Here is a 14,336-nt window from a genome sequence, read left to right as displayed (position 1 = left end):
ATTAGATTCTGAGCGGATGCCTGAGTTTTGTCCTGGTGTTTTTAGTTTTATGCGTAAAATTTTGCTTCTTATCACCGGGTCTTTGTTGATTCGACTTCTCTACTCTATGATGCGTAAACTGTGTGTGGCCATGCTGGGGGTGATGCTGAGTGTTTGTGCCACGGCCCAGGTAATCTATTCGCTGGGCGAAGACTCTACTTATGTGCAGCGCTTGAAAAAAGAAGCTGAGTCCGCCAGCGATAGCGCGCGTGCCTATGGCTATCTGAAAATTGCGCTTCACTACAAACGCGCCAATGCCGTGGGCCAGGCTCAAAAATATCTGCTACAGGCGACAGAACTAGGCAAGGGTTCGGCTTTTCTGAATGCCGCTACCGCGTATTATAAAACCATGATCGAATACAAAGCCAACGACATGGTGGCCCTTGAAAAGGACTTGCGTCGCGCAGATTCTTTGTTGACACCTTTTTCGCAACCCGAGGCCGACAAGCTGCGGGCGATGTTGTGGAACAGCCTTGGCACCCTTCAGCAAATTAAAGGCAGCGAAGCGGAGGCCATGGATGCGTTCACAAACAAAGCTGCAACTTTTGCGCTGCGCTCCGGCGACGCCATGGTGCTGGCAAAGACACACAAGTCTATCGCCATTGTTTTTATGAACGCCAACCAACGCGAGAAGGCGGCTTCTTATCTGAAACAATCCATCGCTGCCCTCGAGAAGGCACCAACGGACAATCCCGTGAATGTTGTGGAGCGGGTGGAGACCTACATCATTGCCGGCGAAAACTATTTGTTTCTCCAGGAATATGACTCGGCAAAAATCGACCTCGACAAAGCAGCTCATTTTCTGGAACCGCATCCAACTTCCAACCTGTATCTGATCTACTATTTTGCCGAAGGGTCCTACTTCGACAAGCGGGGAAATTATGCACTGGCCAACCGAAGTTTTGACGCCGGCATTGCCATGGCCAAAGCGTTGGGTGCAGAGCGTTCGTTGAACAGGCTTCTGTTTGTGAAATATAAAACCCTGTCGCACCAAAAAGACTATCGCAAGGCCGCGGCCGTGCTCAGCGATTTGCTGAAGAGCCCGCTGGTGTTCACCACCGACAAACGCATCTATTACCAGGAGATGTACACAACCTACGCTAACCTGGGCGACACCCGTGAGGCGTTTCGCTGGGCAGAGAAATATATTGACCTGAGCGACAGTTTGTATGCAAGCGAATTTCAGAACGACATTGTGGAGCTGGAGAAGAAATACAAAGACGCAGAGAGTCAGAAAAAAATTGCCGTGCTTCATGCCGAGAAGGAAAAAACGGAGCTGGAGTCGCGCAACACAAAACTTGCCAACGGTCTGCTGGGCGCGTTTAGTTTGTTTCTGTCGGTAACGTTCGTGTTTGCCTTTGTGCTCTATCGAAACAGCAAAAAGCTGTCGGCGCAAAAGGAAATGCACTATCAGCAACAACTAAAGGAGGCCGAACAAAAGCAACAGATTCAAGTGACGAGGGCCTTGATGCAGGGCGAAGAAAAGGAACGCAAGCGACTGGCCATAGACCTTCACGACGGTTTGGGCAGCCGGCTGGCTGGTGTGAAAATAAGTTTGTCGCAACTTGTCAGCATCAACTCGGCCATCGATCACGATCTGTTGAGGGTGATCGATCAGCTGGATGTGTCATCAAACGAGCTGCGGCGTATTGCGCGCAACATGATGCCCGAGGCATTGCTGCAACTTGGTCTTGAACCTGCGCTGAAAGACATGTGTGACTCCGTGAGTTCCGACACCACACCGGTGGAGTTTCAGGCGTTTGGAATAAACACCACCATTCCGCAAGACACGCAGGTGAATGTGTATCGCATCGTGCAGGAATTGTTGACAAATGCGTTGCGTCATGCAGAGGCGTCGGAGATTTTGGTGCAATGCAGTCAAAACGAGAACATGTTTTTTATTACGTTGGAAGACAACGGAAAAGGATTCGACGTGCGCGACATGCCACAGGGAAACGGCATTGGGTTGACCAACGTGCGGAAGCGCGTGGAATACCTGAACGGAAAAATAGAGATAGCCTCGTCGGCAGAAGAAGGCACCACCATTAATATAGAGTTCGATGTCACCGCATAGTCGCCCCATCGTTATCGCCATTGTTGAGGATCACCCGATCGTTATTGAAGGCCTTCGAAAAATATTGAGCCGCGATTTGCCGGTTCAGGAAATAGTGGAGCACCACACCGGCGCCGGATTTTTGCGATACCTGGCCAGCAACAAGCAAACCCTTGATGTGGTGCTGCTCGACATCACGCTGCCCGATGCCAACGGTGTGGAGCTGTGTGCGGAAATAAAACGATTGTCGCCCGGCACGGTGGTGCTCGGATTCAGCAACCACAGCGACCGAAGTCTTGTGCTGCAATTGCTTTCGCAGGGGGCGAGTGGATACTTGTTAAAGAACGCCACGGCAGCTGAGATCATTCAGTGCATCACCGAGGCGTTGCAGGGACAAATTTCCTTTAGCGATCAGATCAAACAAATCATAGCAAAGCCGTCGGCCAACCAGCTTAAGCCGATCCCGCCGCTCACCAAGCGCGAGAAGCAAGTGTTGCGTATGATTGCCGATGAAAAAACGAGCACCGAAATTTCTGAAGAGCTCATGGTGAGTCCCTTCACCATAGAAACCCATCGTAGAAACCTGATGCAGAAGTTTGGGGCAAAAAATGTTGTGGGCCTGATTAAGATCGCTACGGAGCTTCGGTTGTTGTAGCCACTAAGCCACCTCTGCTTTCCATTTTTCGCTTACCGGCACAGTCTTCAGCGGAAGACGAACCACGAATTCCGTAAACACATCGCGTTCCGATTTCACCACGATGCTGCCTTCCAGTGCCTGCACAGATTTTTGAACAATGTAAAGACCCAGCCCGTTGCCCTTTGAGTCGGGATGACCTTTAAAGAACATGTCGAACAGACGCGGCCTGATCATATCGTCCAGCCCGATGCCGTTGTCGCGCACCATGAATTCCAGTTGGTCGTCTTTCACAGCGGCTTTAAATTCTACGCGTGCCTGCTGGCCGTCGCGCATGAGGCTGAAGATGAGTGCGTTTTCAACGAGGTTGGTAATCACCACCTCAATCAGGTTCGGATAGGATTGAAAAACGATGTCGGCCGGGCAGTCCACCAGAAACTGTACATGCTTTTCGGCAATCAGGTTTCTGAATTTGTATTGAACGTCTTCAACAATGTCGGTTAGTGTGATGGAGGAATAGCCCGTGGGCTGATTGATCTCACTGATGATGCTGAGTTTTTTCAGCAGCTTGTCCATGCCCTCTGTGGTGTTGACCACGCGCTCTACCAATTCTTTTGGTTCGCCGTTAGAAAGGTGGATGGCGATGTTGCACAGGCCGATGATGGAACACACGGGTGAACGCAAATCGTGAGAGGCGCGATAGAGGAATGTGTCGAGCTCGCGGTTCGATTCGGCCAGCGAACGCGTGCGGTCCTGCACGATGAGTTCGAGGTTTTCGTTGATGCGTTTCACTTCGGCGTTGGCCACGATCAGCTCTTTCTTTTGTTTGCGCAAGCGCGTGCTGAAGGTGATGAGCAACACAATGAGGATGGCAAAGGCCACCACCACCACAGAGATGCCGATGAGTTGCCGGCGGAATGTGCGCTGTTCTTCCAAACGGCGGGCCTCACTTTCGGAGAGTTTGGTTTCGAGCTTCCGGAAATCGAAATACTTTTCTTTCAGACCATTGATGATTTGCCGATAGTCGCTCAGGTTTTTATAGAAGCGGCTTTCGTTTTCATTCAACAGTTGTTCCAAAGCCATCAGATCCGAGAAGAGCATGGCCCTTGTGTTTTCGTCAAGGTTCATGATGCCTTTTGAAAGTTTGCGGTCGATGATTCGGATTCGTTCATCAAAATCAGTTCGCTGTGTTTTCAGACTTTGGTTTTCGATGGTGGCTTGTTTCAAAAGGTTTTTGATGTCTTCGCTCACAAACGACGAGTCAGAGATCCGGCCGACGAATGCGTCTCTGTCCATGCGAACCGAATCCTGCAATTGGGCCACCAGTTGTTTGAACTTGGCGTCGAGCCGTGCCTTGGTTTCGGCATCCATGGTTTTTATGGAAAGATTTTTAAAAATGGCATAGAAAACCGTCAGCGATTGAATGGAGTCCAGCTTCGAGATGTCGAAGTCTTTGAAATAGTCTTTGCTGGTGACAGCATTCTGAGGGGTTGTGGGTTTGGTAGCAGTGGATGCAACAACGGGATCTGTTGTGGGTGTGACCACGGGTTTTACGAGGGTTGCCGTGACCACGCCTTCTTTGTCGCCGCCCTGAAAGCTGATAACATCATAGCCCTTGGCGGTGAACTGATCTGCTGAATTTAGTTTCTCGTCGAGCGCCAGCGGAATTTCGATCTTGCCCTCGGCATTGGTGGAAACCTGCGTTGTTTTTTTTCCTTTGAACGTTACCGGAAGATTGCCCAGCGGAACGTTGTTCTGATCTTTAAACGTGACGATGGCCACCTGGTAGTTTTTCTTGCGTATCACAATCTCCAGGATGCTCTTGCTATAGTTCCAGGCCGACGCTTCAAACTGTTCGTTTTTGATTTTTATGGTTTTCACCGGCAGGTCGCTTTCCGTTAGCTCGGTAAACACCACGCCTTTGTTGCCGGTGGAGATAAATTCTTTGTTGTTGATAGATACTTCAACATTCTTTAGTGGCTGAAGTTTTTCGTCGAATGTTTTCACCTGCACCAATTGCCGCAGTTGTGCTGTTGATGCTGTGACGGAAAGCAGCAGCACCGCGAGCAATGTTGCGCAGCGGCGAAAGTTCTTTGCCGGACGATTGGCGTTGTGATGGTTCGTTTTGTGTTTCAGAGGTCGCTTCATAATGCACCGGATTGTCATGACTAGAAGGTGTCTTTTACAAATACAATTTCATGTGTACCCAATTGTTTCTGGTGTTTGGGTATTTCAAGCACAACAACGTTTTCCTTGTTGTTGTCGTCTACCACGCGGATCACATATTCGCTGTAGTAAGGAACCACCAGCGAGAATGCGCCCTTGCTGTTGGCAACGCTTTGGTGGACCACCGTATTGCGCAGGTTGTCTACCAAATATATGCGCACGTGCGGCATGGCCGTTACCGACGACGAATCGCTCCAGGCGTGCTCCTTGATTTTAACAACGCCTTCGATGGTGACGGGGTAGCTTTGCAGGTCCATGTCGAATTCATAGATGTCGTCGTTGTAGCCACCACTTTTTCGGTTCGACGAAAAGTAGCCGTGCATGTCGAGCGAATCCACCACCATGCCAAAGTCGTCGAAGCTGGTGTTGATGGGGTAGCCCGCGTTTTGGGGTTCGCTATAGCCGTCGGTTTTGATGGCGGATTGAAATATGTCGAGCCCTCCTAAACCAGCGTGCCCGTTGCTCGAAAAATAGAGCGTACGGTTTTGATGGAGGAAGGGGAACGATTCGTCGTAGGGTGTGTTCACTGTTTCGCCGAGGTTTACGGGCTGTGTCCATTTGCCGTCTTCAAGTGTTGATCGGTAGAGATCGCGGCCTCCGAACCCGCCGCCCATGTCGGAAGAAAAAAACAAGAGCTTGCCATCGTCGCTAATGGCGGGATCGCTGATGGAGTGATAGCGGCTGTTGTAGGGGAAGGGTTCCGTTACTTTCCATTCGCCCTCCTTCCATTCGGCAAAGTATAATTGAAGGCTCCGCTTTCCTCCGTTGCCCGCTTCGTGCGCGGTAGACACAAACGCCATCTTCTGGTCGTGATCGTAAAAAATGACGGGCCCGGCGTTGAAGCGCGACACAAACTCTTTGCTGAATTGCGAGGCCTTGCTATACTGATGTCCGCCGTTGGCACTCTGGCCCGCCAGCACGCGCGAAGAATAGATCTTGTAGAACGGTGCGTTGATGGCGGCGTTCACGGTTTCTACCAGCTCAGGTTCCTTCCGGTTTGACATGAACACGATTTCGTTTTTGAAATACACGGCACACAGCTCTCCATATTCGGTGTTCACCGAAATGGGACGCACCGCATAGTGAATGGAATCTTCGTAGAGATATTGAATGTTGCTGAGGCGCCACACTTTGCGGATAACCAGTTCGTCGTCGGGCTTGTTGATCAGATGTTTCTGATAATAGTCAATGGCCGTTTTGTAGTTGCCGCTTGCGGCCTGCACCTCGGCATAGAAGAACGTGTCGCTCCAGGGCAGCGAGCGTTTCACTTTCAGATAGTTGTTGTAGTAGTACACAGCCTTGTCGTATTCTTTCAACGCATAATAGCATCGCGCCACGCGCAGTTGAATGTCGCTGTCTTTTCGTGCTGCGCTGAGGTAGAGCTTCAGGGCGCCTTGAAAATTCTTTTCCTTATAGTACTTGTCGCCAAGGCTCACGTCGTTTCGGAAGAGACCGAAAATGGTTTGCTGGGCAAGCGCCATCTTCCCCGCGGTTGTCGAGAGCACGACCGTCAGCAGCAGGGTGAGGGATGTGATGCGCAGGCTCATCGGGGCGACGACACTTTTGTTTCAACATACTTGAAAAGATACTGCACCATAATTTCGTGCGATCCATTGCTGATGCGGGCCACGTCGCCGATAACGTGGTCGTAGGCATAGCCGATTTGAAACTGTGGGGTAACTTGCCCCTTGAAAAGAAAGTCGACCGATTCACTTTTGCGATACGACAACCCCAGCGTGAGCACCTTGCGGTAGATCATGTTAATGTTCACGTCGAACGACAGCGGAAGACCGGGCATGTATTTCAAGAGGAGCGACGGCTCATAGTCTATGTTTTCGTTTTGTGTTATCCTGTATTTTGCAAACAGGAAAAAATTTGTGCGGCTCAGGCGCACGCTCACCGTGTCGTTGAATGAAATCCGTTCGGGCACCAACTCCGGTGCCGACAGTCCCACGTGAAGCCGGGAACTCCGGAAATAAACGCCCGCCCCAAAGTCGAAGAACGTTTGCGATATGCTGGCGCTGTTGAGTTTCGGGTCGTTGGTGACGCCGCCCATCAGCGAGGCATAGTCGGCTCGCGTGTTGTGAATGCCCGCCTGCAACCCCATCGACAGGAATGATGTTTTGCCCACCTGGAGGTGATAGGCATAGTCACTGAGTATGCTCAGGTTTCGATGAACACCGATTTTGTCGTTCACAATGGTAGCGCCCACGCCAAAATGTTTTTTCTTGAAGAGTGTGTGGCCCGAAAGTGTTTGGGTGGTGGGTGCGCCTTCAAGCCCGTTCCATTGACTTCTATGGATGAGCGTGAGGCTGAGAGCCTCGTCGGCACCCGCATAGGCTGGATTGATGACGAGCGTGTTGAACATGTATTGACTGAACTGCACTTTTTGCTGCGCCATGGCCTGCGGTGCAAACACGACGAGCATGCCTGCGAGCATGAGTAGTCTTATGAAACGATATGGTGATTTCGTTTTCATGCTATCGTACCAATTCGATGAATCCACTTTTCTTCAGCTGCTGTTCCAGGAAATGCACTTCAATAAAATAATAATACGTTCCCGTGGGCACCTGGGCGCCATCGCCATTCACGCCCTTCCACACCACGTTACTGTTGTTGTAGCCCGACGCCTGGAAGATCACACTGCCCCAGCGGTCTGTGATCATCACTTTGTTGCGATTAAAATTTTCGATGTTGCTAACAATCCATTCGTCGTTGATGCCGTCGCCGTCGGGCGTCACAACTTTGGTAACGTCGAATGCCAGGTCTTTATACCTGACAACAACGTTGAACGAACACGTCACGCTGTTGCCCACGTCGTTGGTGGCAACATAGTTCACTTTGGTTGTGCCCACGGCAAACACATCGCCCGGCTGATGCGAACCCACAAACGTAAGATCGCCACAACGGGTGGAGGCTGTGGGCGGTGTCCACGTCACTTCCGTTTCGCCCGACTCGCCTGCTCTTGCAAGCACATCCTGTGGACAGCCCGTAACAAACGGCGTGTCTTCATTTCTCACCGTCACCGTGAAGCGACAGAATGAAACATTGCCGTGAACATCGGTGGCTATATACTCCACAGCTGTGATGCCGATTTCAAATCGCTCGCCCGGTTGGTGCGAACTGCTCACGCTGGCGATGCCACAATTGTCTGTAGCAATCGGCGCAGCCCAGTTGGCGATGGCGCCACACGATGCGTCCGAAGGAATTGAAATGTTGGTGGGGCAATTTTGAAAGACGGGCGTCACCGCATCGCCTACGGTGACGGTGAATGAGCATGTGGCCGTGTTGCCTGCGCCGTCTGTTGCCGAGTAGGTCACCGTGGTGGCTGTGCCCACGGCAAAGAAATCGCCGGGGTTGTGTGTGGATGTAGCCGTGATTGTGTTCGCGCAATTGTCGGAGACTGTGGGTTTGCTCCAGCTCACGTTCACACCGCATGCCGTGGGGTCGGCCGAAGCAACAATGTTGGCGGGGCAGTTTGCAAACACGGGATCGGTATCGTCTTTAACAATTACATCGAACGAGCATGTGGCCATATTGCCCGCGTTGTCTTTGGCGGTGTAGGTCACTGTTGTTGTCCCCAATGCAAAAACTTCTCCGGCCGCATGATCGCTTGTAAGCGTGGCGCCGCAATTGTCGCTGGTGGTGGGCTCGGTCCAGGTGGCAATGGCCACACAAGCTGCATCGGCTGTAATAGAAATATCAGAAGGACAACCGGCAATGGAGGGCAGCGTGTTGTCGGTCACGGTCACGGTGAAGGAACATTCTGCGGCAAAGTTGCCTGCTCCGTCTTGCGCCTTATAGGTTACTGTGGTTGTGCCGAGAGGAAAGAAGTCTCCGGAATTGAAGTTGCTTGTTAGGGTTGTTGTCGTTGTGCAGTTATCGCTCACGGTGGGCGGTGTCCAGGTCACCGTCGTGCCGCACAAGGCCAGGTCTGAAGAAACCATAATGTTTGCAGGACAGCCGGTGAGCGTGGGCGCTGTGTCGTCGATCACGGTCACGATGAATGAGCATGTGTTTTTGTTTCCGCTGTCGTCTTCAACAGAATACGTTATAGTGTGCGAGCCCAATGCCAGCGTGGCGCCTGGGTTGTTGGAGCTGGTGATGGTGGGGGTGGTGTCGCAGTTGTCGGTTGCTGTTGGTGCGGTCCAGTTCACAATGGCGTTGCAGGTGGCCGGGTTCACCGACACCGTGAAATCGGAAGGGCAGTTTGCCAGCACGGGACTGGTGTTGTCAATCACGGTTACGGTGAATGAGCACGTGCTTTTGTTTCCGCTGTCATCTTCGGCGGTATAGGTGATGGTGTGTGCGCCCAGTGCGAACGTTGCGCCGGGGTTGTTGGAACGTGTGAGTGTAGGCGTGGTGTCGCAGTTGTCTGTTGCTGTGGGTTCGATCCATGTTGCCACGGCCGTGCATGTGGCAGCATCCACGGGCACAATGATGTTGGCTGGGCAACCCGCGAACACGGGGTTGGTGTCGTCTATCACGGTGATGGTGAACGAACAGCTTTCCTGGTTGCCGCTGGCGTCGGTGGCCACATAGGTGATGGTGTGCATGCCCAGCGCGAAGGTTTCGCCCGGACTGTTCATGCTGGTGACGGTTGGCGATGTGTCGCACTTGTCGGCGGCTGTTGGCAGTGTCCAGTTCACCACAGCATTGCACGTTGTCGGATTCACTGATGCAATGATGTTGGCAGGGCAACTGTTGAACACGGGCTTGGTGGTGTCGATTATGGTTATGGTGAATGAGCATGTGGCACGGTTGCCACTGTCGTCGTCGGCAAAGTAGGTGATGGTGTGGCTGCCAAGACCGAATGTTTCTCCCGGACTGTTCGATCGCGTGATGGTGGGTGTGGCGTCGCAGTTGTCGGTGGCGGTGGGCTCGACCCAATTCACCACGGCATCGCAGGTGGCGGCGTTGACCGGCACAACGAGGTTGGTTGGACAATTTGCAAACACGGGATCGGTGTCGTCTGTCACCGTCACCGTGAACGAACAAGTTCCCCGGTTTCCGCTGTCGTCGTCGGCAAAATAGCTCACGGTATAGACTCCCGGTGCGAATGTTGCGCCAGGGTTGTGCGTGCTGCTAAGCGTTGGTGTTGCATCGCAGTTGTCGGTTGCTGTCGGGGATATCCAGTTCACCACGGCGTTGCACGTTACGGGATCGGCAGATACGACGATGTTGGCGGGGCAGCCCGTGAACGTGGGCTGGGTGTCATCGATCACCGTAATGGTGAACGAACAGGTTCCGCGGTTGCCACTGTCATCGTCAGCAAAGTAGTTGACGGTGTGGACGCCGAGCGTAAAGGTTTGGCCCGGACTGTTGGACTTCAGCACGGTGGGCGTTGTGTCGCAGTTGTCGGAGGCGGTGGGCTCGATCCAGTTCACCACGGCATCGCACGTGAGCGGATTGACAGACACGATCATGTTGCCGGGACACGCCGCGAACACAGGCGCGGTGTTGTCTATCACGGTGATGGTGAATGAGCAGGTTTCGCGGTTGCCACTGTCGTCGTCGGCAAAATAGTTGACAGTGTGCACGCCAAGGGCAAAGGCTTCGCCGGGGCTATTTGATTTTGAAAGGGTGGGTGTGGTATCGCAGTTGTCTGACGCAGTTGGCTCAACCCAATTCACCACCACATCACAGGTGGCCGGGTTCACGGGCACGATCATGTTTGAAGGGCACCCTGCAAAAACAGGTTTGGTGTCGTCGACCACCGTGATGGTGAACGAGCAGGTTTGCTGGTTGCCACTGTCGTCGACTGCAAAATAGTTGATGGTGTGCACACCGGCCGTGAAGGTTTCGCCGGGGCTATTTGATTTTGAAAGGGTGGGTGTTGCGTCGCAGTGGTCGGATGCGGTCGGCTCAACCCAGTTCACCACGGCGTTGCAGGTGGTCGGAGTTACGGGCACGATGATGTCTGATGGACATCCGGCAAACACAGGCTTTGTGTTATCAACCACCGTTACGGTGAACGAGCATATTCCAATATTTCCGTTGGTGTCGTCGGCAGCATAGGTGATGGTGTGCACACCAAGCGCAAACGTTTCGCCGGGGCTGTTCGATCGTGCGACGAAGGGTGTGGCGTTGCAATTGTCGGAAACGGTCGGCTCCACCCAGGTTGCCACGGCGGTGCAGGTGGCAGCGTCGACGGGCACAATCATGTTGGCCGGGCAGCCCGTGAAGACGGGGATAGCATTGTCGGTTACGGTTACCGTGAAAGAGCAGGTCGCAACATTTCCATAGTTGTCGGTTGCCGTATAGGTCACGGGTGTGATGCCAACCGGGAAGAATGCGCCGGGATTGTGATTGCTGCTGAAGCTGGCGATGGCGCAATTGTCGTTCACGGTCGGTGCTGTCCAATTCACGATCGCGCCACAGCTCGTTGCATTTGCCGGAACATTGATGTTTGCCGGGCAACCCGAAATGACGGGCGGTGTGGTTTCCATTACGTCGCAGCAAATGGGTTTTGCTCCTACGCTTTCGCCGTCAATCACCGTGAAGCTTCCAAACGTTGTGCCGATGGTGACGGGCGTGGTGCACGACGTGTTGATTTGTGCCACCACCAGCAAGGTGGTTCGGATGGTCACCAGGTCGCCAACAAAGGGCTGACCGGTTCCTGCCGAGCTTTCCACTTCAAACGTGCTGCCGGGAAGCAACACAAGACCGGTGAATAGGTTGCCGCCGGCGTCGCGCACATCCACCGTTAGTCCGAGCAGGCCGTTGAATTGAACTTTCAGTTTTGTGAGTCCCACGTTGCAGCCACACGTGGCGATGGGCGGACAGCTGCAACTCTGGCCATAGGCATAGCCCGCGCTTAGCAGCATCAGGAACATCCCCAGGACAAAGGCTTTTTGCCTTACCACAAAGTCAAGCGTTGGCATATGCATGTATCTGGTATCTGCGCGAAAGGCAACACCCATTTCTCACGTATCTGGTACTCAAATTCCCCAGCAAAAAAATCGTCTTCACGTTGGACGAAACTAGGGTGTATGTTAAAAAATAATTAAAGGTTTAAGGTAGCGATTTTTGTGGTATCGGCAAACCCGCTAAGGCGTCAATTCGGGTATGGCGCGGCCCGGCCCAACCTAGTCCAGCGTTGTTCTGGGGTGGTTTTGTACTTCTTCTCAAAATAAGGACATATCAGGCCACAACCCAGTTTAAGCCGAAACCCCGCGCAAAGGAACTCGGCGTGTGCAAGGCGATGGCTTCCACAATTCAGCTCGTGTTGCTCGAAGGCATATTTGGGTTTGATGTTTGTTGGCGCTGTCATGGCCATTCCGTTACATATTTTGTTTTTTGACAGAGCATTTTTGCAAAGCAATTAGTATCAGATCGAGGTCGGGGTGTTTGACAGTGTGGTGAATGCGATGATTATGTTAGTAGTGTTGGGCGTGGGAACTATCCTTTCGCAGACGCTGCGGGCATTCAAATCCAACCCGGTGGATACACTACGATGCGAGTAAAAAAAACTTATCCCTGAATTCTTACAACAACGATCTCGGTTTTACGTAATGCTGCTTAAATAAAAGTGGTTAAGTTTAAAGCCGTAACGAAACAATCTTCAATAAAGCATACCATGAATGTATTATCCTCTCTCAAAGTTGCTCTTTTGTATGGTGTGTTTGCCAGCATTGTCGTGTTGGCCAGCCGTTGCAGTTCTGACGATCCCGTGGAAAATGCGCCAGATGTTTTTTGGGAAGAAGCAAGACTCAAGGATTTTCCATTAAATGAGGTGGTTTACCTCGACATCAGCATCGTGCATCCTGAGGTGGTGAACGGTGTGGAAACAAAAGCCGGAAAGATTGAAATCACCATTCCCCGTTCGCAAACCAGCCTGATGTTAAGCCTGAAGAAGGCAGATCTCGACAACAATAAATATAATGTCTCTCCCTTTGTGGGCGAGCAAAAGGATTTTTCGAAGGGCGCTGTGCGCTACACTATTTCGGCTACGAATTCACCCACAAAGGTCGTTCACTATGATGTGAATGTTGTTTATGGCGGCGCTCCGTTTTTTGTGAACGCAAAAGTGACGGGCTTTGCATTCGAAAAAAGTAAGAACCCCGGCCTTGATGCCACCATAGACGCGGTGAAAATAATGGAGTATGACAATTATTCTGAAAACGCCATCTATGTGATTGTGCCCGAAGGAACAGACTTCAGCAAACTGACGCCGACGGTGACCTATGATGCCGCAAAACTTTTCTACACCACCGGAAGCGGTTTCGATTTGTATCCTGCAAATGGCACCAGCATCGACTTTAGCTATCCCAAACACTTCTATCTGCAAGCCGAAAACTCGCTGGGCACAAAGTCGAAGAACTACAATGTGATTGTAGACATTAAGGACCCTATCCGTTTTGATTCGCCCATCACCACGGCCAACGTGAAAACGGGCGATGGCATAGCCGTAGAGAATTTCTTCGCCATTGCCACGTGGACAAACCGGGGCAATCATCCCATCACGGGCATGTCGCCGGTGCAATACAAAGACAAAATTTATCCCATTCCCAACTACCCTGGCGATGCAAACATTGTGACCACGTCCATACACAACCCCAACGGCGGCACTGTGGGTGTTCTTCCGGGAGAGAAGGGAGAAATAAATGTTAGGGTGAAACGCTCACCTATTGCAGGGTTGTTTTCGACCACGGCGGTGTTCGAGCCCACCTTCAGTTTTGATACAAGAATAATTTCTTACTGGCCGGTTGATGATCGCGTGGAAGGAATTTTTGGAGTGCAGACGTTGGTTATTCAGACTACGCTGGAGGATTAGGAGGTTGGATGATGAAATTTGCAGACGCTAAAATCAATTGATACTTTTATAAACAACGATGAAAAACCTCAAACCCACCCTCAAAGGAGCATTGCATTAGGTTAATCCTAATCAAGCTCTTTATGAAAAAACAAAAACAGATGCGCGATGCATTTGGTGTAAATGAATTCGGACTTGTTGATCTGCCGATCAAGATTTCGAATGTTCGGGTTGCCCGAATCGCATATGGTGACGAACGGGGATGCTCATATTGTTTCCCCCACGGATGCGAAACTTCCAACGCCAAGATTGACAATTGTCAGAAAAATTGGAAACGCTTCAGGAAATCAAAATGGAAAGCCCTGTAAATGCGTGCGAACAAGAAAGCCGGACATTCTCCGGCTTTTTTACTTAAGTTCTCTTTTCAGCATGTATATAATAGACAAAATTGCTTTGTCTTAACAGGCGTTGCGTGGTTGTGACGTTTTTTAGGTGAATGGAACTGTTGAAAAAATGTGAGAATTTTCAATCGATCACACATGGATTAGTTCCGTATTCTCGCCACATTGTGATGGTCATAAAAAAATGAAGCCATCCCAAGTCATTCCGGTAAGACTGTAGACATCAAA

8 protein-coding genes are annotated in these 14,336 nt (G+C 51.5%); 4 read left to right on the top strand and 4 right to left on the bottom strand.

What is annotated here, in order from left to right:
• The first annotated feature begins 106 nt into the window (after window positions 1-106).
• Both JI741_RS09410 and JI741_RS09405 read left to right on the top strand, forming a co-directional pair.
• On the top strand, window positions 107-2,113 hold the full coding sequence (locus JI741_RS09410; RefSeq protein ID WP_202008819.1) for a tetratricopeptide repeat-containing sensor histidine kinase: 2,007 nt from the start codon (window positions 107-109) through the stop codon (window positions 2,111-2,113).
• Window positions 2,100-2,747 carry a response regulator transcription factor gene (locus JI741_RS09405; protein WP_202008818.1) on the top strand — a complete coding sequence of 216 codons (648 nt, stop codon included), beginning with the start codon at window positions 2,100-2,102 and terminating at the stop codon, window positions 2,745-2,747. The genes JI741_RS09410 and JI741_RS09405 overlap by 14 nt, the downstream gene beginning before the upstream one ends.
• 3 nt (window positions 2,748-2,750) lie before the next feature.
• On the opposite strand, the gene JI741_RS09400 is transcribed toward JI741_RS09405, so the two are convergent.
• The 4 genes from JI741_RS09400 to JI741_RS09385 are packed head-to-tail and all read right to left on the bottom strand — an operon-like array spanning window position 2,751 to window position 11,836.
• A complete protein-coding gene (locus tag JI741_RS09400; protein ID WP_202008817.1) occupies window positions 2,751-4,874 on the bottom strand; it encodes a sensor histidine kinase in 2,124 nt (707 codons plus the stop codon).
• 20 nt (window positions 4,875-4,894) lie between these two features.
• On the bottom strand, window positions 4,895-6,499 hold the full coding sequence (locus tag JI741_RS09395; protein WP_202008816.1) for a tetratricopeptide repeat protein: 1,605 nt from the start codon (window positions 6,497-6,499) through the stop codon (window positions 4,895-4,897).
• Window positions 6,496-7,431 carry a PorP/SprF family type IX secretion system membrane protein gene (locus JI741_RS09390; RefSeq protein ID WP_202008815.1) on the bottom strand — a complete coding sequence of 312 codons (936 nt, stop codon included), beginning with the start codon at window positions 7,429-7,431 and terminating at the stop codon, window positions 6,496-6,498. Before JI741_RS09390 ends, JI741_RS09395 begins: the two co-directional genes overlap by 4 nt.
• A gap of 1 nt (window position 7,432) precedes the next feature.
• Entirely contained in the window at window positions 7,433-11,836 is a 4,404-nt protein-coding gene (locus JI741_RS09385) for an HYR domain-containing protein (RefSeq protein ID WP_202008814.1), read from the bottom strand.
• Between the two features lie 695 nt (window positions 11,837-12,531).
• Here JI741_RS09385 and JI741_RS09380 point away from each other — a divergent pair.
• Window positions 12,532-13,728 carry an SGBP N-terminal domain-containing protein gene (locus JI741_RS09380; RefSeq protein WP_202008813.1) on the top strand — a complete coding sequence of 399 codons (1,197 nt, stop codon included), beginning with the start codon at window positions 12,532-12,534 and terminating at the stop codon, window positions 13,726-13,728.
• Window positions 13,729-13,850: 122 nt separating this feature from the next.
• Window positions 13,851-14,075, top strand: a complete 225-nt coding sequence (locus tag JI741_RS09375; protein WP_202008812.1) for a hypothetical protein — start codon at window positions 13,851-13,853, stop codon at window positions 14,073-14,075.
• The last annotated feature ends 261 nt before the right edge of the window (window positions 14,076-14,336 follow it).

It is taken from the genome of Chryseolinea lacunae (assembly GCF_016735595.1).
Classification (GTDB): Bacteria; Bacteroidota; Bacteroidia; order Cytophagales; family Cyclobacteriaceae; genus Chryseolinea; species Chryseolinea lacunae.
This window is presented reverse-complemented; position numbering and strand designations above follow the sequence as displayed.